The 16,904-nt window shown below is 39.6% G+C and carries 15 protein-coding genes and 1 other RNA gene; 5 read left to right on the top strand and 11 right to left on the bottom strand.

The window, feature by feature from the left end; all coding sequences use genetic code 11:
- Positions 1-23: 23 nt before the first annotated feature.
- Positions 24-1,793: an aspartate--tRNA ligase gene (gene aspS, locus A5816_RS12420; RefSeq protein ID WP_002335225.1), complete on the bottom strand. Its 1,770-nt coding sequence runs from the start codon at positions 1,791-1,793 to the stop codon at positions 24-26.
- 13 nt (positions 1,794-1,806) lie between these two features.
- Positions 1,807-3,099 (bottom strand): histidine--tRNA ligase, encoded by a 1,293-nt coding sequence (gene hisS, locus A5816_RS12415; RefSeq protein WP_002291383.1) that lies wholly within the window; start codon positions 3,097-3,099, stop codon positions 1,807-1,809.
- Between the two features lie 395 nt (positions 3,100-3,494).
- On the opposite strand from hisS, the gene A5816_RS12405 reads away from it, so the two are divergent.
- Entirely contained in the window at positions 3,495-4,442 is a 948-nt protein-coding gene (locus A5816_RS12405) for an aldo/keto reductase (RefSeq protein WP_086311453.1), read from the top strand.
- An 87-nt stretch (positions 4,443-4,529) separates the two neighbouring features.
- Here the strand turns inward: A5816_RS12405 and A5816_RS12400 are convergent, their stop codons facing one another.
- From A5816_RS12400 to A5816_RS12365, 7 genes are all read right to left on the bottom strand, one after another.
- Positions 4,530-5,789, bottom strand: coding sequence for a cytochrome P450 (locus A5816_RS12400; RefSeq protein WP_002373062.1), 1,260 nt, complete (start codon positions 5,787-5,789; stop codon positions 4,530-4,532).
- A gap of 170 nt (positions 5,790-5,959) precedes the next feature.
- Positions 5,960-6,406, bottom strand: coding sequence for a D-aminoacyl-tRNA deacylase (gene dtd, locus A5816_RS12395; protein ID WP_002291377.1), 447 nt, complete (start codon positions 6,404-6,406; stop codon positions 5,960-5,962).
- 11 nt (positions 6,407-6,417) lie between these two features.
- Positions 6,418-8,631: a bifunctional (p)ppGpp synthetase/guanosine-3',5'-bis(diphosphate) 3'-pyrophosphohydrolase gene (locus A5816_RS12390; protein ID WP_086311452.1), complete on the bottom strand. Its 2,214-nt coding sequence runs from the start codon at positions 8,629-8,631 to the stop codon at positions 6,418-6,420.
- A gap of 231 nt (positions 8,632-8,862) precedes the next feature.
- Positions 8,863-9,627 (bottom strand): 16S rRNA (uracil(1498)-N(3))-methyltransferase, encoded by a 765-nt coding sequence (locus tag A5816_RS12380; protein ID WP_002373058.1) that lies wholly within the window; start codon positions 9,625-9,627, stop codon positions 8,863-8,865.
- Positions 9,628-10,575 (bottom strand): 50S ribosomal protein L11 methyltransferase, encoded by a 948-nt coding sequence (gene prmA / locus A5816_RS12375; RefSeq protein WP_002373056.1) that lies wholly within the window; start codon positions 10,573-10,575, stop codon positions 9,628-9,630.
- 12 nt (positions 10,576-10,587) lie between these two features.
- On the bottom strand, positions 10,588-11,076 hold the full coding sequence (locus A5816_RS12370) for a DUF3013 family protein (protein WP_002373054.1): 489 nt from the start codon (positions 11,074-11,076) through the stop codon (positions 10,588-10,590).
- A complete protein-coding gene (locus A5816_RS12365; protein ID WP_010732861.1) occupies positions 11,012-11,713 on the bottom strand; it encodes a DNA-3-methyladenine glycosylase in 702 nt (233 codons plus the stop codon). Before A5816_RS12365 ends, A5816_RS12370 begins: the two co-directional genes overlap by 65 nt.
- A 137-nt stretch (positions 11,714-11,850) precedes the next feature.
- On the opposite strand from A5816_RS12365, the gene A5816_RS12360 reads away from it, so the two are divergent.
- The 4 genes from A5816_RS12360 to A5816_RS12345 all read left to right on the top strand — a co-directional run bounded on the left by A5816_RS12360 (position 11,851) and on the right by A5816_RS12345 (position 14,308).
- Positions 11,851-13,137, top strand: a complete 1,287-nt coding sequence (locus A5816_RS12360) for a replication-associated recombination protein A (protein WP_010732860.1) — start codon at positions 11,851-11,853, stop codon at positions 13,135-13,137.
- A gap of 71 nt (positions 13,138-13,208) precedes the next feature.
- A non-coding RNA gene (gene ssrS, locus A5816_RS12355) (6S RNA) lies at positions 13,209-13,403 on the top strand.
- 77 nt (positions 13,404-13,480) lie between these two features.
- Complete coding sequence (locus A5816_RS12350) at positions 13,481-13,765, top strand: hypothetical protein (protein ID WP_002291361.1); 285 nt, start codon at positions 13,481-13,483, stop codon at positions 13,763-13,765.
- A 72-nt stretch (positions 13,766-13,837) separates the two neighbouring features.
- Positions 13,838-14,308 (top strand): universal stress protein, encoded by a 471-nt coding sequence (locus A5816_RS12345; protein WP_002335230.1) that lies wholly within the window; start codon positions 13,838-13,840, stop codon positions 14,306-14,308.
- Positions 14,309-14,560: 252 nt separating this feature from the next.
- Here A5816_RS12345 and A5816_RS12340 read toward each other — a convergent pair whose 3' ends face one another.
- Entirely contained in the window at positions 14,561-15,745 is a 1,185-nt protein-coding gene (locus A5816_RS12340; RefSeq protein ID WP_002291355.1) for an acetate/propionate family kinase, read from the bottom strand.
- 24 nt (positions 15,746-15,769) lie between these two features.
- Positions 15,770-16,777 carry a class I SAM-dependent methyltransferase gene (locus A5816_RS12335; protein ID WP_002291354.1) on the bottom strand — a complete coding sequence of 336 codons (1,008 nt, stop codon included), beginning with the start codon at positions 16,775-16,777 and terminating at the stop codon, positions 15,770-15,772.
- Positions 16,778-16,904: the final 127 nt, after the last annotated feature.

The raw sequence follows: 16,904 nt of genomic DNA, 5'->3' as shown, positions 1-16,904 counted from the left end.
AATCCTTTTTGCCTTTTTATCGGCTATTCTTCTATATTTGTTACATCAATATTCAATTCGAACAATTGTAAAGGTGAAACCATACTTGGTGCATCACTCATCACATCGGCTGCTTTCCCGTTTTTAGGAAAGGCAATGACTTCACGAATATTATCTTCCCCTGCTAGTAACATTGCAAAACGATCCAATCCTAATGCAATGCCGCCATGTGGAGGGAATCCGTAATCTAAAGCTGTTAGCAAGAAACCAAATTGTTCTTCCATTTGTTCTTTTGTAAAGCCTAAAGTTTTCAGCACTTTTTCTTGAAGTTCCCGAGTATGGATCCGGATAGAACCTCCACCTAGTTCATAACCGTTCAAGACGATATCATAAGCTTCTGCATAGACTTTTGCAGGGTCTTCAGCCAGTAATGGGATATCTTCTGCTTTTGGCATCGTGAATGGATGGTGAGCAGAGACATATCGACCTTCTTCTTCTGAAAATTCAAATTGAGGCCAATCAGTTACCCATAAGAAATTGAATTTTGATTCATCGATTAGTCCTAATTCTTTTCCTAAACGTGTTCGGATAGCCCCTAATGCAGCAGCGACGATTTCACTTTTATCTGCACCAAACATCAGCAAGTCACCTGGTTCTGCATCTGTTGCTTTGATGATTGCTTCTGTTGCTTCTCCCATGAATTTAGCAATTGGGCCTTTCAGACCGTCTTCTTCCACTTTCAGCCATGCAAGTCCCTTAGCTCCGAATTGCCCTACATATTGTCCTAACTGATCCATATCTTTTCGTGAGTAGCGATCTGCAGCGCCCTTCGCATTCAATGCTTTCACGACTCCGCCGTTTTCAAGAGCCATTTGGAAGACTTTGAATTCTACTTCTTTGACTGTTTCGCTTAGATCGATCAATTCCATTTCAAAACGTGTATCCGGTTTGTCACTGCCGTAGCGAGCCATTGCTTCATCATAGGTCATACGGGGAAATGGCAATGTGACTTCGATGCCGCGAACTTCTTTCATTACCTTCGCAATCAATCCCTCTGTGTAAGTTTGGATTTCTTCTGCTGTTAGGAACGTTGTTTCAATATCTACTTGCGTAAATTCAGGCTGACGATCTCCACGTAAATCTTCGTCACGGAAACAACGAACGATTTGATAATAACGGTCGAACCCAGCATTCATCAGCAATTGTTTGAATAGTTGAGGAGATTGCGGCAACGCATAGAAATGTCCAGCATGGACACGTGAAGGAACTAAATAGTCTCTTGCGCCTTCTGGTGTAGATTTTCCTAGGTAAGGTGTTTCAATATCTAGAAAGTCATTATCGTCTAAATAATGACGAATCGCTTTTGTTGTCGCATTTCTCAATTTGATGTTTTTAGTCATTTTGGGACGTCGCAGATCCAAATAACGATATTTCAAACGTATTTCGTCACTGATTGCTTGATCATCTTCAATTTGAAATGGCGGTGTTTTTGCTTGATTCAAAATCACGATTTCACTTGCAATCACTTCAAATTCACCAGTGGCCATTTTAGGATTTACTGCATTTTCACCGCGTCTTCTGACTACTCCAGTTACTTCAATCACGTATTCACTGCGGCATTTATCTGCGATTTCCCATGCTTCTTTGTTGATTTCAGGATTGAAGACGATTTGAACGATTCCTTCACGATCACGTAGATCGATAAAGATTACTCCCCCAAGGTCTCGTCTTTTTTGTACCCATCCTTTTAATGTAACTGTTTGTTCTAATTGTTGTTCGGAAACTAATCCGCAATAAATCGTTCTTTGTGCCATTTCTTTTTTCCTCCTACTCGAATAAAGTCATTTCATCATAGACTTCATCAAAATGCTCATATATTTCTTCTAATGGAAAACTTTTTTCTTTTCGGCTTGCCATTGCTTTGACATTGATCGTTTGGCTAGCAAGCTCATCTTCACCGATCACCAATACTAATTTGGCATTCGCTTTATCTGCTGTCTTAAATTGTGCTTTTGCTTTACGGTTCATGAAGTCGCGGTCAGCTGAAAAACCGAAGTTTCGAATCGCTTGGACCACTTTCAATGCTTCGATATTTGTTTCGTCTCCGAGTGCGACCACATAAGCATCCAACTCATTAAATGCAGGGATAACTACTTCCTCTGCCTCCATAGTCAAGAGTAATCGCTCGATACCCATTGCAAATCCAAAGCCAGGTGTTGAAGGACCACCCAGTTCTTCCACTAGATTGTCATAACGTCCGCCTGCGCAAATCGTTGCTTGTGCCCCCATTTTCGGTGCGTCACTCATGATTTCAAAAATCGTATGCGTATAGTAATCTAATCCGCGAACCATGTTACTGTCGATTTCATAAGGAACAGCCAATGCATCCAACATGGAAACAACGGTATCAAAATGTTTTTGAGCAGGTTCGCTTAAATAATCTAAGATAGACGGCGCATCTGCTACAAATTTTTGATCTCGTTTGTCCTTACTATCCAACACACGCAATGGATTTTCGTGAAGACGGCGTTTAGAGTCTTCACTCAACTCTGCTTCAAAAGGTAAAAGATAGTCGATTAATGCTTGACGATAGGCTTGACGTGTGTCTTTATCACCCAATGAATTGATGACTAGACGGATTTGCGTGATTCCCAACTGTTTGAAGAAATCGAGTGCCATCACCATGCTCTCCACATCTGTTGCAGGATTCTCTGATCCAAATGCTTCTACTCCGATCTGATGGAATTGACGTAACCGTCCTTTTTGCGGACGTTCGTAGCGAAACATTGGTCCCATATAAAAAGTTTTGAACGGTTTTGCATACTCTGGACCGAACAATTTATGCTCAACAAAAGAACGAACGATTGGTGCTGTACCTTCTGGTCGAAGCGTCACATGACGTTCCCCTTTGTCATAAAAATCATACATCTCTTTTGAAACGATATCCGTCGTATCACCTACACTGCGGGATATCACTTCATAATGTTCAAAAATCGGTGTACGCATTTCATTATACTGATAATCTCTGAACAATAAACGTGCTGTTTCTTCGACAAACTGCCATTTTTCTGATTCGCCTGGCAAAATATCATTTGTTCCTTTTGGTCTTTGGAAACTCATAGTTTTCTCTCCCTTTCTTAGCTATGTAAATAAAAAAATCACCCTTGTTCATCATGAACAAGGGTGAATGAAATTCATACACGGTACCACCTAATTTTGAAAGATTTCTCTTTCCTCTTACGAATAACGCTCGTACGCGGGACGGCTTTTCACTCGTCCATCTCCAGAGTGTCTTTGGGCTAATGAAACTTTGGATCATTTTCAGCCTCGATGATCCTCTCTTGTAAAGTTTCAAAAACTTACTCGCTCTTTCATTGACATTTCGATATTACTTATAACCTACTAAAAACCAATCTCAAAGTCAAGAGTTATCTGACTATTTTCCCTCACAAAAACGTTTTAGTTCAGCTTTTTGTTCTTTTGTTTTAGACTAGACAAAAAAGGAGGAATCAGCTATGGCAGAAATAAGAATCGGACATTCACAAGTCTATGCAGAACAGCTTGGACTAGGAGCAAATGCCGTTGGGGGACACAATCTTTTTGACGGTTTGGAAGACGAGACAGGAAAACAAGTGGTTCGTACAGCTTTGAATAGCGGAATCAATTTGATCGATACCGCCTATGCTTATGGAAACGGCCGTTCTGAAGAACTGATCGGTGAGGTATTGAAGGAAAAAGAATATGATCGTTCACGTATCGTCATTGCTACAAAAGCTGCTCATGTGCCAAATAAAGGACGAACATTTGACAATTCACCCGAGTTTCTCAAACAATCGGTGGAAGACGCACTGAAACGTCTGCAAACTGATTACATCGACATTTTTTATATCCACTTTCCGGATAAAAGCACACCAAAAAATGAAGCAGTTGCTGCATTGCATGAATTGAAAGAAGCAGGAAAAATCCGAGCAGTTGGTGTATCGAACTTCACGTTAGAACAATTGAAAGAAGCGAATGCAGATGGATATGTCGATGTAGTAGAAGATAAATACAGTTTGATCCATCGGGAGGCTGAAAAAGAATTATTTCCTTATCTTGAAAAAAACAAAATCAGCTTTGTCCCCTATTTTCCTCTAGCTTCCGGCTTACTGACAGGAAAATATGAACGTGGTCAGGAACAACAATTCGGCGAAGGAGATCCTCGAAAAAGCAATCCGGATTTTCAAGGAGAACGTTTCAAAGAAATTTTAGCCGCTGTCGACATACTTCGCCCCATTGCTAAAAGATACCAAGCCACCCCTGCACAACTTGTTCTAGCCTGGTATATAAAGAATCCAAGAGTGTCTGTAGTCATACCCGGAGCTAAACGTCCAGAGCAAGTCTCTGATAATGTCCAAGCTTTAGATTTGCATTTATCCAATGAGGATTATCAAACCATTGATGAAGCATTTCACGGATTTTGAGCAATTGACCTTATCCACTTATAGTAGTATGAAAAAAGGAAGATCAAACAGTGCTGATCTTCCTATTTTCGATAAGTTTATGCTAATCTAATTCTTATAAAGTAGCGCTCGGCTATTTGGATAAGTCGGAAACTGATTGAATGGGATCGTCCAATCTTGTTCAGGTACAGAGAATTCAAACTTGTTTACTAGCTGATCGGAAAACACACGTAGGCTGTGGAGAGTGATCCATTCTCCTGCGCAGCGATGCATTTGTCGAAAGTCTCCTCCACCTTGTGCAATCATCTCATATTCTTCTTTATATGAAATATCTTTTGCTTTTCCTAAATATCGTTTGATCATAAAGGAATCTGGTGCTTCAACCGTTCGTTCATCATGATCTGTTCCATATAAATCTAGAATGACCCAACTATCTTCTGGTATACGATAACCATCGACTTCTACTTCTTTCAGAGAAATCGCAGGTAACATCGGAAAGAACGGATAATAGCGTCTCATTTCTTGAATGAACGGATCTTGCAACGTAGAAAAGTCGTTTTTCAATTGTTGGAACAAATCAGGTCTGCTGAAAAGCGCGTGTCCCATCAACGCCGCCCATACAGTCAAAGCAACTGTCGGACGGATGATATTCAATAATTCAACAGCTGCTACTTCCAAAGGCAAAAGCTGTCCGTCTAGATCTGTGGCATTGGCAAATGCATACAATGCCACATTTTCTTTTCCAGCCACAGGATTTTGCCGAGCTTCCTCAATCAAGCTTTGCGCCCATTTCTCTGATTTCTTGCGATTTTCGACACCTTTTATGTGATCGATCGGAGAAGTAAACGTTCCGCTGATCATAGAGATTTGATATTCTGCTAATTTTTCGACTTCATCCTTAGAAAGCAAAGATAAATTGATACCTGCCCACTCACAAATCGATGTAAAGAAAACCATCTTGCTTAAATCAAATAATTCAAATTGACCATGCTGTGTTTCAAGTGCTTGCGTCAGGTTCTTATCTAAGATACGATGATAATCTTCCATTCTTTCGGGTGTCATCAGATCCATAAAAATATTTTTCCGATGATGATGGGCAGCTCCATCCAAAGTCTGTACTCCGCCTTGACCAAAAAGTGTCTTCAACACTAATTTTGGCATAGCACCTTTTCGTTTGAAATTTCTTGGGTCATAAAATATTTTTGCCGCTGACGATCCGTAGATCACAATAGCTTCTTTATTGAAAATCTTTGCTTTGACAACGGGAGCGTCTGCTTCATGACGTAGCTCCTCCAACATGTTGTATCCCTTTTGATACAATCTTTTTAGATCCGTGATTTTGACATCTACTACTGGTACTTCTTTCATCTTCAGCAACCTCCTAAAAATAACTTGTATAATTTAAGCTTAACTTTTTTTCTGACTGCTGACAAAAGAAGCGCTTTTTGTAGACGAGAAAAAAGTCGCTTAAGTTAGAGTTTTTCAGTCTAACTTAAGCGACTTGATTCATATTTCTTATTGATGAAAACCAACTGACTTTATTTGTTTTTAGAATCAATAATAATCGTTACAGGTCCATCATTGACGAGAGAAATCGACATATCTGCTCCGAATTGTCCGGTAGCGACTGTGATGCCGCGACTTCTGATTCCTTCATTGAACGATTCGTATAAAGGAATAGCTATTTCTGGTCGTGCGGCTTCCACAAAACTTGGTCGATTCCCTTTTTTCGTATCCGCAAATAGTGTGAATTGAGAGACACTTAAAATTTGTCCTCCTACGTCTTCTACACTAATATTCATTTTTCCTTGATCATCTTCAAAAATACGCATTTGTGCGATTTTTTTTACTAGATATTCCACATCTTTTGGCGTATCTGTTTCATGGATACCTAATAAAACGAGTAGGCCACAGCCAATTTTTCCAATCTCTTGCTGATCAACTGACACTGCCGCTTGACTCACCCGTTGAATGACTGCTCTCATATCTGGCCCTCCTATCCATTCGTCCGGCGTACACTGTAGACATCAGGTACTGCTTTGATTTTATCCACGATACTTTTTAGGTGGGACAAATTCTGGATACCAACCGTCAAATGGATTGTCGCCATTTTATCTTTATTCGTCCGAGCTTCGACGCTGTTGAGATTTTTCGTCAGCGCATTGACTGTTTGAAGTACATCATTCAATAAGCCTGAACGGTTATAGCCGTAGATTTCCAAGTCTGCATCATACTCTTTTCGTGTATTCGATGTATCTTCCCATTCGACTTCAATCAAACGTTCTGCTACATTTGGTTTATCAGGCTGAACATTCGGACAATCTCGACGATGGATGGATATCCCTCTGCCTTTAGTGATGTAGCCAACGATATCATCACCAGGAATCGGATTACAGCATCGGCTGATACGAATCAGTAAGTTTTCTACCCCTTGAATGACAACGCCACCTTCATGACGTACTTTCATTTTCTCAGGTTCTTTTTTCGGCTGATTCATGATTTCTTCTGCTTCTTGCTTTTGCTGCTCGATTTTTTGTTCTTTCCGTTCTTTTTCTGTCAGACGATTGGCCATCGTCAAAGGACTGACTTCCCCATATCCTACAGCTGCATATAAATCATCTTCTGATTGATAGTTAAAACGATCAATTGCTTCTTGAAGTTTGTTTTTTGTCAAAATATCTTTAGGGGTAAACCCTAAATCTGTAATACACTTGACCACAGACTCGTGACCTTTGATTACATTTTCTTCCCGATCTTGTGCTTTGAAGAAACGCTTGATCTTATTTCTTGCTTTGCTAGTTGCAACCAATTTCAACCAGTCACGACTTGGACCAAATGAATTTGGAGAAGTCATGATTTCAATGATATCCCCGTTTTTTAATTTGTAATCAAGTTGCACCATTTTGCCATTTACTTTTGCACCAGTGGTTTTATTACCGATATCTGTATGGATACTGTATGCAAAGTCCAGTGGTCCAGATCCTTTTGGCAGCTCAGTAACGTCTCCTTTTGGCGTGAAGACATAGACTTTATCACTAAAGATATCTCCTTTTACACCTTCCATAAATTCAGAGGCATCATAGCTTTCATCTTGGAGTTCAAGTATCTCATGGAACCAGCTTAATTGTTTCGTCATACCATCTGGTTCTACTTTTTCATTTTTTCCTTCTTTATACGCCCAGTGCGCAGCCACCCCAAATTCAGCGATTTCATGCATTTCCTGTGTACGGATTTGGATTTCTACTGGATTTCCTGCCGGACCAATCACTGTAGTATGCAAAGATTGGTACATATTAGCTTTCGGCATGGCAATATAGTCCTTGAATCTGCCAGGCATTGGTTTCCATTTTGTGTGGATCGCACCTAATACAGCATAACAATCCTTGATTGAATCTACGATTACTCGAATAGCTAGCAAGTCATAGATTTCGTTGAACTGCTTTTTCTGGTCTTTCATTTTACGATAGATCGAATAAATATGTTTTGGCCGTCCATAGATCTCTGCAAAAATCCCCAGCTCTTCTGTTGCTACTCGAATATCCTCAACAGTACCATTCACGTATTTTTCACGTTCTTCTCGCTTCGTCTGCATCAAATGAACGATACGGTAATACTGTTTTGGATTAAGATAACGAAGTGCTGTATCTTCTAATTCCCATTTGATTCGGCTGATCCCTAAACGATGTGCAAGAGGTGCATAGATTTCTAAAGTTTCTTGAGCAATCCTTCTTTGCTTATCTTCTCGCAGATGTTTCAACGTACGCATGTTATGTAGTCTATCAGCTAATTTGACCATGATAACGCGTAAATCTTGAGCCATTGCCAGCAGCATCTTTCGATGATTTTCTGCTAGCTGCTCTTCGTGGGATTTGTATTTTATTTTCCCTAATTTGGTTACTCCGTCTACTAACATAGCGACATCATCGCCAAATTCTTCTCTCAGATCTTCTAAGGTGACTTCTGTATCTTCAACAACATCATGCAAGAAGCCAGTAGCCACTGTGTGGGGGTCCATTTTTAAATCTGCTAATATACCTGCGACTTGGATAGGATGGATAATGTAGGGTTCTCCTGATTTTCTAAACTGTCCGTCATGTGCAGCAGTCGCATATTCGCATGCTTTCTCAACAAATGCTACATGTTCGGGCCCCATATATTGACTAACGAGCTTTATGACACCGGGACCCGTTAAAATTTCTTCTTTTGGCACAGGAATCGATCCCCCTTTCTTTTTCGGTAAAACAGGAATCGGGACAAATATCTGTTTGATAGTTGCCCCAAAATCCGTGAAGTTATACATTTTTTTACGGAAATGTTCGCTTTTAAAAAGCTTTTTCAAACAATTTTTCGTATTCATTGTACAAATAATTGTTTCTATTATACAAATTGTTCCCTATTTTTTCAATTCTTTCCGTCGATACTCTTTTATTGATGAAAAATGTTAGCTATGAGAGGGATCCATTAACTCCCATTGATAGCTAGCAGCACTTAATAAATAAAGAGGTGCTGTTTCTGTACGAAGGATTCTTGGTCCTAATCCACATAGTATCCCTTTGTGTTCTACGAAATAATCGATTTCCTCGTGGGATAAGCCGCCTTCTGGTCCAAAGACAGCTAAGATTCGACTGCCCGGTTTTGTTTCACTAAGAATTTTGGCTACATTTGATTTTTCGCCTTGCTTTGCTGATTCCTCATAAGCAACCAAGACCACATCATAATCATCTAGCCGTTCAAATAAGTCACGTTTCGTTTCCAGTAACTCTACTGAGGGCACGATTTGCCGATGGGATTGTTCCGCTGCCTCTTGAGCAATCTTTTCAAGCCTTTGTTGTCGCTTCATGCGTTTCTTTGCATCCCATTTAACCACAGAGGCTGATGCCGGAAACCCAAGAAAAGCTTGTGCGCCTAATTCAGTGGATTTCTGAATGATCCAATCCAACTTTTCTCCTTTAGGATAGCCGCTTGCTATGGTTATCGAACTTGGCAGTTCCTTTTGGTTTTCTTCTTTTTTAATTTCTTTCAGATAAACAGCATCTTCGGTAATTTTTGTGATTTCTGCAACAACGGCTATCTGATCATTGAATGCCAAAAAAACTTCATCTTTCGGTTCCATTCTCATAACCCGTACAATGTGATGATAGGTTTCCCCTTTTAAAATAAAATGGTCTTTTGGTTCATACGATTCTTTCAAAAAATATCGCTGCATCTATTCCACCTCTGGTTTTTTCAAAATAATTGCATACCAGTCTTTTTGTTGGAAAATTTGATCCACGATGAATCCTTGTTCTATCATAGCATCTAGAACCATTTGCTTCTTCTCTTCAATGATTCCTGAAACGATCAATGTCCCAGTTTGTTTTAGTAAACGCCAAGCATCCGGGATCATCAATAAGATGATATCTGCTAAAATGTTCGCAACGATTACATCACTTTCAATCTCGATTCCTTTCAAAAGATCATTAGCCGATACGTGGACATCTTTGGCTACTTCATTCATATCCATATTTTCTTTCGCTGAACGAACGGCTACTTCGTCTAAATCAAAGGCATAGACATCTGTTGCACCAAGATATTTTGCTGCAATACTTAGCACACCCGACCCGGTTCCAACATCCAGCAATGTTTCGCCACCACGCAATACTGTTTCTAGTGCTGTCAATGTTAAGGAAGTCGTCGGATGGGTGCCTGTACCAAACGCCATACCTGGATCTAATGTGATGATTTTTTCTAGAGGATCTTCTGTCTGATAATTTTCCCAGCTTGGCGCAACCGTCAGCATTCGCGTAATACGCACCGGATGATAATATTTCTTCCATGCTGTTGCCCAATTGCTTTCCTCTACTTCGCTAACAGTTACTTTGTTTTTTCCAATCGCTAGACCAAACTCAGGCAATTGCGTGATACGATCTTTGATAAAAGGCAAGATTTCCGGTAAAAAAGTCGTTTCTGGAAAATAAGCCATGACTAGCGCGCCTTCTTTCAACGATGTAAAATCATTTTTATCTAAAATTTCACCATATTGATCCGATTGAAAATGTTCAACATCTAAAGAGTCTTCAATCGCAACACCAGTCGCTCCTGCCTCCATCAAAATGTTAGCGACCGCTTCGACTGCTTCACTTTCGGTTTCTACTTTTACTTCATTCCATTTCATGTCTGTCACTCCTTAATAACTTGGGTACGGTAAATAAGTATCTGTGTCATTTTGCTGTTTTGCTTCTACTAACTCTGCTAGTTTCTGATTATCCCAATGGAGTTCGAATACAGCTTCATCATCATCTTCATCTAAAAAATCAAGCAAATCACTTTGCCCTTGTGCTAATACTTCATTCAAATATTCCACTAAAGAATCAGCTACTGATTTTGCCAACCCTTTTTTTCCTTCATAGGGGATGACTGCTAGATAATTTTGTTCATCAAAAACAGATTTCTGAGGATTAAAAAGGAGTACGCCATCTTCAAATTCGATAATTGGTTCTTGCGAAACAATCCCTTCTGCATCATCAATCTCAAATTGTGCTTTATTTTCCGCAAACAAACGAACAACGATCTCGATCGTATGGTTTTTTGTATCCCAATCTAAAGCCACATCATAGTCCGTCACTTGTTTTTCGATTATTTCGTCTAAGTATGTTAATAGATCCTTCTTTTTCATTTTCTTTCCTCCAACCCCAATCTTCCTCGATTTGGTTTTTTCTTTGTAAAGAGATATATGGATTGCCAGACACAACAAAGCGCAACGGCTTTTCTGTCCATTCCCCTTTGTTCGGGATACCGATCCTAGGCAAAGCATCGATTTTTTTTGGTATCTTCTTTTTCTCAAAAACTAAACGTAATGAACTATCTGCTATAGACTGACCGTAGAGTTCTTGAGGAATTGCTAATGCTTCCACTAATTTTCCAGGACCGTTGCTGATATCTGGACCAGTTTTTCCACCACGATTTTTACTCATTCGTTCAATCATTGCAGCTGGTTCGATTGCACGTATCATTACTCCCTGAGGAATCCCTTCTGGCTGAGTGATGATGTTCAAAATCCGATGAGTATGCATCGTGTAAAGGTAGATCGTACCTGGTTTTTCATACATTGCCCGCACACGTGGTGTTCTTCTTAAACCATAGCTATGGGCGGCCTCGTCTTCTGGACCTAAGTATGCTTCCGCGTCTACAATATATCCAGCTAATCTTCCTTCTGGTGTGTCATGCTCCAAATACATCCCCAATAAATCCCGCGCTACTTCCGGCGTCGTTTTATTCCAAAAAAATTCATCTATCTTTTGTTTATCCGTCATTTTTCTCACCTACTTTATCATACACAATATTAGTTGGATAAGCTATGAAAACAAAACAACAGAAGGCTGTTCTTTCTAGCTATATTACTAAATATGTTATAATTAAGGAACGTAAAAACAAGAAGGAGGAAAATCCTATGCAACAGCCATTGGCTTATCGCATGCGACCTCGAACGATCGATGAAGTCGTTGGTCAGCAGCATCTAGTCGGTGAAGGAAAAATCATACGCCGCATGGTCGATGCTCGCATGCTCTCTTCCATGATTTTATATGGGCCTCCTGGTACTGGAAAAACGAGTATCGCAAGTGCGATTGCCGGTTCTACTAATTATGCATTTCGCATGCTGAACGCTGCTACAGATTCAAAAAAAGATCTGCAGGTTGTAGCGGAAGAAGCTAAAATGAGTGGTACTGTGATCCTCTTATTGGATGAAGTACACCGATTAGATAAAACAAAACAGGATTTTCTGCTTCCTCATTTAGAAAGTGGCCGAATCATCTTGATCGGAGCGACTACTGAAAATCCTTATATTACTATCAATCCAGCGATTCGCAGCCGCACACAGATCTTTGAAGTCAAGCCATTAACAGAGCAAGACATCCAGTTGGCAGTGAAACACGCTTTAAAGGATAAGGAACGCGGTCTTGGTCAACAAGCAATCCAGTTAGATGAAGAGGCTCTTCTTCACCTTTCGCGTGCAACGAATGGCGATTTGCGGAGTGCTTTGAATGGGTTGGAACTGGCTGCACGATCGACTCCTCCAGATAAAGAAGGAAAGATTCATCTTACTCTGTCGATTATCGAAGAATGTGTCCAAAGAAAAGCTCTTACCCATGACAAAAATGGAGATGCTCATTATGACGTTATTTCAGCGTTTCAAAAATCGATTCGCGGAAGTGATGTGGATGCTGCTCTTCATTATCTCGCCCGTCTAGTTGAAGCAGGTGATCTGGCAAGTATTTGTCGTCGCCTGATGGTTATCGGTTATGAAGATATAGGTTTAGGCAATCCTGCTGCTGCTGCGCGTACAGTAAACGCTGTATTAGCTGCTGAACGATTAGGGTTACCTGAGGCACGTATCCCGCTAGCAGATGTCGTCGTTGATCTTTGCTTGTCGCCCAAATCCAATTCTGCCTATATGGCATTAGATGCAGCACTTGCTGATATTCGAGAGGGCAAAGCTGGTGATGTTCCCGACCATTTGAGAGATAGCCATTACAAAGGTGCGAAATCCCTCAACCGCGGTGTGGGTTATCAGTATCCTCATCATTTCGATCATGCTTGGGTCAATCAGCAATATTTACCAGATAGGTTAAAAAATGCTCAATATTACCAGCCAAAGGATACAGGAAAATATGAACAGGCGCTAGGTCAACAGTATTACCGCATAAAAGAGTGGAAAAAACATCCCCCAAAAAATTAAACAAGAAAACGGTTCTATTTCTGCGAGCTCTCTCATTGCTCTTTTTAAATTCATATGCTACTATAGAGATGGGAAATCTGTGATGTTCGAATTGTCCTCTTTGTGTGTTGACCGAACATTTTTATTGATATCTTGGGACCCGTCTTGTGTCACTGCTGGTAACATGCCTTATCATTTGGTAGTTCGAAGCTACGACCATGGGACCCACCTGCTTGAATTCGCGGGATCAATACTACAGGACAAATAACGGCATTAACGGAGATTACCATCTTTTAAAGAATAAAGCAATTTGCTCTTGGCAAATTGCTTTTTCTATTTGTTGCTTATTTTGGAGGATTTGTTCATGATTAGGATTTTGATGATTATCGCCACTTTACTATTATTATTCGTTAGCTATTATTTATTTAATAAACAGGATATCTTTTTTGTATTGATCAAGAAAAATGACAAAAATCAAGGATTCCTACAATTCTATGGAGCTGCGTATGCTGTTTTAGGCGTTATGGGTATTTTAGCCGCTTTTTTCAATCAACGCTTTATCGCTTTGATCTTTTTATTGATCGTGATTCTCGTTTCTGCCACCTTCAGTATCCGCTTTGCAAAAAAAATTGCTGAACCAAAGCAGTAAATAATTCTCTTTTTCCACAAAGTGTTCTACAATAAAAGAGTACAACACGATTGACTTGAGGAGTGAATGCTTATGTTACAACAATACAAAAAAATCATGGTTGCCGTAGATGGTTCTGATGAAGCTGAATTAGCTTTTAAAAAGGCGGTCAATGTAGCTATCCGAAATAACGGAGAACTTCTATTAGCACATGTCATTGACACACGTTCTTTCCAAACCGTTTCATCTTTTGATGGAATGTTGGCAGAACAAGCTACTGAAATGGCAAAGCAAACATTGGCAGATTATGAAAGCAACGCGAAGAAAGCGGGCTTGAATAATGTAACCTCTGTCGTAGAATATGGCTCACCAAAACAAATTATTGCGAAAGAAATCCCAGAAGATAATCAAGTAGACTTGATTATGTTAGGAGCTACAGGATTGAATGCTGTAGAACGTTTATTTATTGGTTCTGTTTCTGAATATGTTATTAGAAACGCGGCTTGCGATGTGCTTGTTGTTCGAACTGATTTAGAAAACCAATTGCCTCCTAAAAAAGACTAATTGATGAAAAGCTGTGTTTCAGAGGGGATCTCAAAAGTAAAACTTTTGAAGATCACTTGTCTGGACACAGCTTTTTTTGTTCTTCAAAAAATAAAGTCGCTTATTGAGCGTCTTTCCTCTCACGATTCAAAGAATACTTGGATTCACTCACTTCTTTATATTCAGATCCTTCTGTGTAAAAAATAAAAAAGCATGTCCTCTCAGAAAACGGATATAAAATATCCATTTTCTAAAGAAAACACGCGTGTATTTTTAGCCGCGTAAACGCTCCACGTCACGGGCAATCATTAGTTCTTCATCTGTTGGAATCACTAATACTCTTACTTTTGATTCTTTTGTAGAGATATCTACTTCTTCACCATGCAATTCATTCAACGCTGGATCGATTTCACAGCCAAACCAAGACATACCTTTAATGATTTCGTTGCGCACATGTCCGTCATTTTCGCCGATACCAGCAGTAAAGACGATTGCATCGACACCATTCATCGTTGTCACGTATCCGCCGATATATTTTCGGATGCGATCCACGAAGATATCATAAGCTAAACGAATGTGTTCTTTTTCATAGTTTTTTTCAAGATCACGCATATCGCTAGACAATCCTGTTAGGCCTAGCAAACCAGATTTCTTATTCAAAACATTGATCATTTCATCAATATCAATCTCTAATTTTTCCATTAAGTATGGAAGAACAGCTGGATCGATATCACCTGAACGCGTACCCATTGTCACACCAGCTAATGGCGTGAATCCCATAGAAGTATCCATGGATTTACCACCATTTACAGCTGTGATTGATACTCCGTTTCCTAAGTGGCAAGTAATGATTTTTAGTTCTTCAATCGGTTTGTTCAATAATTTTGCTGCACGTTCCGATACATAACGATGGCTTGTGCCGTGGAAGCCATATTTTCTTACTTTGAAATCTTCGTAATAAGACACTGGCAAGCTGTATAAATAATTTTGCTTTGGCATTGTTGAGTGAAAAGATGTATCGAATACAGCTACGCTCAAAATGTCAGGTAAAATCTTTTTAAAGGCTTTGATTCCCATCAGGTTAGCAGGGTTATGCAAAGGAGCAAATTCTGCTAACTCAGCAATGCGGTCCATTACTCCCTCATCGATCACTACTGAATCCCCATAAGTTTCTCCTCCGTGAACAACACGGTGCCCTACACCGGTGATTTCATCATAAGAACTTAAAATTTGCAGTTCAATCAACTGATCTAACAGCATTTTTACTGCTACTTCGTGGTTTTCGATATCCATGATTTGTTCGAATTTTTGACTATCGCCGTACTTGATTGTAAAAATAGAATCTTGTAAACCGATACGTTCGACGATCCCTTTCGCAACTACGGTTTCTTCTGGCATTTGATATAATTGCCACTTCAAACTTGAACTCCCAGCATTGATTGCAATTGTTTTAGACATATGACTCTCCTTCTCGTTGAATGATTACAGAGCAGATGATTTCCAGTTTTTAAACTCGTTGAAAAATTCCGTCACCTTCTCTGGTTCTTTTAGTGAAGCAAGTTTCACAAGCAACACTTCTTTTACTTGTTTTGCTTGTGGTCCTTTTTTCTGTAAGATCAAAATACTTTTTTGTGATTGTTTGTTGCGGAACAACTCATCTGGCAATTGAATCATTCCTTGAAGATAGCCTTCTTCTTTAAACCATTTTTTGATTTCTTCGCTTTGATCCGTTTCTAAAAAACCGCTTGGCATCAAAAACAAACCAAAACCATCCGGCTTCACGTATTTCATCGATTGCTCCAGCAATAAATGATGTGCATAACTGTGGCCTTCTTCGGTACTTGTTAAAAATTCTTTTGCTTTTTCGTCATTCGGATAATAACCGATCGGCAAATCGCTGATTGCAAAATCGACAGGATCGATTAATAAATCCTGCAACCCGTCTTGATGGAAGTATTGAACATTTGCTTGTGTCAAATCACTTGTAGAAGCTGCCACAGCCAACAATGTATCATCAATATCCACACCAAATCCTTCTGTTTGATACCCCGCATTCGATAGGTTTAAAAGAACTGTTAATAACAAGTTGCCCATTCCTGCCGCAATATCCAGAATCTTAACTGGTTCCTTTTTATTTGTGTATAGTTGTTCAATAAGAAAAACAAATAAAAAACCGATACTATCAGGAGTGAGTTGATGGTTCGCCTGCAGATGTTCTGTCTGGTTGCCCTTCAATAAAAGCAATTGAGACAATCTGCGCCATTCTTCTGGCTCGAAAGAAAGTTTTTTCAACTCTTCATAAAGAGCTGTGATCCGTTGTGCTGTCTCTTTTGTCGGCACTCCATCCACCACACGTACTTGATAATCATCTATTAGATTTTCTGCATTTTCGACATAGGCTTCTAAAAAGGAAGTTCCCAATGCATTCTGTAAAAGCTGAATAGCTTCCAGGTTCTGATTGAACCCTTGTTCCATTTTTTCTGGTAACATGGTGCACCTCATTTCTAGATATATTATAACAATTTTTTCACCTGTTTAATTCTATCGAACAATTGACAAAATTTCAATCGTTTTCACTGTTTTTTATTTGTGAAACGGCAAACATTTTTTTATTAAA

Origin of the sequence: Enterococcus sp. 3G1_DIV0629 (assembly GCF_002141285.1) — a bacterium.
GTDB lineage: Bacteria > Bacillota > Bacilli > Lactobacillales > Enterococcaceae > Enterococcus_B > Enterococcus_B lactis.
The sequence above is the reverse complement of the archived record's forward strand: the minus strand, read 5'-3'. Positions and strand labels throughout refer to the sequence as shown.

Bases quoted from the DNA above. Each gene is read 5' to 3' on its own strand.
- aspS (WP_002335225.1), bottom strand. From the start codon at position 1,793: ATGGCACAAAGAACGATTTATTGCGGATTAGTTTCCGAACAACAATTA.
- hisS (WP_002291383.1), bottom strand. From the start codon at position 3,099: ATGAGTTTCCAAAGACCAAAAGGAACAAATGATATTTTGCCAGGCGAA.
- A5816_RS12405 (WP_086311453.1), top strand. From the start codon at position 3,495: ATGGCAGAAATAAGAATCGGACATTCACAAGTCTATGCAGAACAGCTT.
- A5816_RS12400 (WP_002373062.1), bottom strand. From the start codon at position 5,789: ATGAAAGAAGTACCAGTAGTAGATGTCAAAATCACGGATCTAAAAAGA.
- dtd (WP_002291377.1), bottom strand. From the start codon at position 6,406: ATGAGAGCAGTCATTCAACGGGTGAGTCAAGCGGCAGTGTCAGTTGAT.
- A5816_RS12380 (WP_002373058.1), bottom strand. From the start codon at position 9,627: ATGCAGCGATATTTTTTGAAAGAATCGTATGAACCAAAAGACCATTTT.
- prmA (WP_002373056.1), bottom strand. From the start codon at position 10,575: ATGAAATGGAATGAAGTAAAAGTAGAAACCGAAAGTGAAGCAGTCGAA.
- A5816_RS12370 (WP_002373054.1), bottom strand. From the start codon at position 11,076: ATGAAAAAGAAGGATCTATTAACATACTTAGACGAAATAATCGAAAAA.
- A5816_RS12365 (WP_010732861.1), bottom strand. From the start codon at position 11,713: ATGACGGATAAACAAAAGATAGATGAATTTTTTTGGAATAAAACGACG.
- A5816_RS12360 (WP_010732860.1), top strand. From the start codon at position 11,851: ATGCAACAGCCATTGGCTTATCGCATGCGACCTCGAACGATCGATGAA.
- A5816_RS12350 (WP_002291361.1), top strand. From the start codon at position 13,481: ATGATTAGGATTTTGATGATTATCGCCACTTTACTATTATTATTCGTT.
- A5816_RS12345 (WP_002335230.1), top strand. From the start codon at position 13,838: ATGTTACAACAATACAAAAAAATCATGGTTGCCGTAGATGGTTCTGAT.
- A5816_RS12340 (WP_002291355.1), bottom strand. From the start codon at position 15,745: ATGTCTAAAACAATTGCAATCAATGCTGGGAGTTCAAGTTTGAAGTGG.
- A5816_RS12335 (WP_002291354.1), bottom strand. From the start codon at position 16,777: ATGTTACCAGAAAAAATGGAACAAGGGTTCAATCAGAACCTGGAAGCT.